At 46.6% G+C, this 1248-nt stretch carries 1 protein-coding gene; it reads right to left on the bottom strand.

All coding sequences use genetic code 11. From position 1 onward, the window contains the following. Window positions 1–133: 133 nt before the first annotated feature. Window positions 134–1168 carry an IS5 family transposase gene (locus CJZ78_RS13440; protein ID WP_094561791.1) on the bottom strand — a complete coding sequence of 345 codons (1035 nt, stop codon included), beginning with the start codon at window positions 1166–1168 and terminating at the stop codon, window positions 134–136. Window positions 1169–1248 lie beyond the last annotated feature (80 nt).

Raw genomic sequence — 1248 nt, 5'->3', positions numbered from 1 at the left:
GGGTACCTCGAAATTTACAAGATTAGCCAGCCTCTGATCACCATAAAAAAATGCCTTTCGGCATCGTCGCAGCAGATCATAAGTGCTCAAGCAATACAATATTTTTGGCAAATTGATTCGTATTGGATACTGCTTAGGCAAGAGTCAGGGCGTTAGTTGATCGTTGGAGATAGCGAAGGAAATTGAATGTTAGATTTTTTAGGGTCCACCAGGCTTCATTCCTTTCAAGCCCAATCTTTCGTGTCAACTTGCCGCCCATTGAGGTTGTCATGGAGCCAAAAACGTGTTCTACACAAGCACGAATTGCCGATCTAACGGAATTGCGCTCTTTGGCTGCTTCGCTAAGAGGGTGATTGCGCGAGCCCTTTTCATGGATGCGACTTTCAAACCCACCTAGGCTCAGCAGATCTTCAAAGCACTCGCCTGCATAGGCAGAATCTGCCCAGACGTAATCATCATGATTTTCCGGATCCAGGAGCATTGGAAGCATCTGACTGTCATGAACATTGGCTGGTGTCACAACAAAGCGTCTGATAAAACCATGCTCGGCATCAATGCAGATGCTGTTCTTATAGCCGTAGTGATTGATCCCATTCTTTTTCACCCAGCGGGCATCTAAATCCTTCTGCTGCAACCGATTTAGGTTTTCTTCCCATCCATCTGGTAGGCGATCAGCCTTGATTTCCTTGTTCTCTTCACGGGTATTTCGTTGTTTTGGGACAGGAACAAGAGTGGCATCAATGATTTGACCACCACGGGCTTCGAGGCCCTGATCTCTCAAGTATTCCTCGAACATCTCAAAGAGCTCTTCGATTACACCGGCCTTGCGTAGGCGCTCTCTGAAGAAAGCCACTGTAGTTGCATCTGGTATGTCATTCATCACTCCAAGGCCAACAAACTTCTCGAAGGAACGACGGTCATTTACTTGGAATTCGACCTCTTCATCGCTTAAATTGAATAGCTGCTGGAGCACCAGCATCTTGAAAAGAATCAGTGGATCTATCCGTTTGCGGCCAGCATTGCTTTTGCGCTCTTGGCTATAGCCCTTATCAAGCAAAGGGCGGAATAATTCCCAAGGAATCGATTCAGTAAGACGTGTCAGAACAGGCTTCTTCTCTTGGAGCTTTGCAACTCTTTGTTGTTCGTCCCAGAAACCTCGCTGGCCCATGGAAAGCATGTAATCTTGGAGCCTTAGTATAATTCAAATTCGGTCGCTATCAAGCGGTCTTGCGATTTTTCAAGGTGCCC

Source organism: Synechococcus sp. 8F6, from assembly GCF_002252665.1.
Classification (GTDB): Bacteria; Cyanobacteriota; Cyanobacteriia; order PCC-6307; family Cyanobiaceae; genus Cyanobium_A.
Note: the sequence above shows the minus strand (reverse complement) of the source record. Positions and strands in the feature narration are given on the sequence as shown.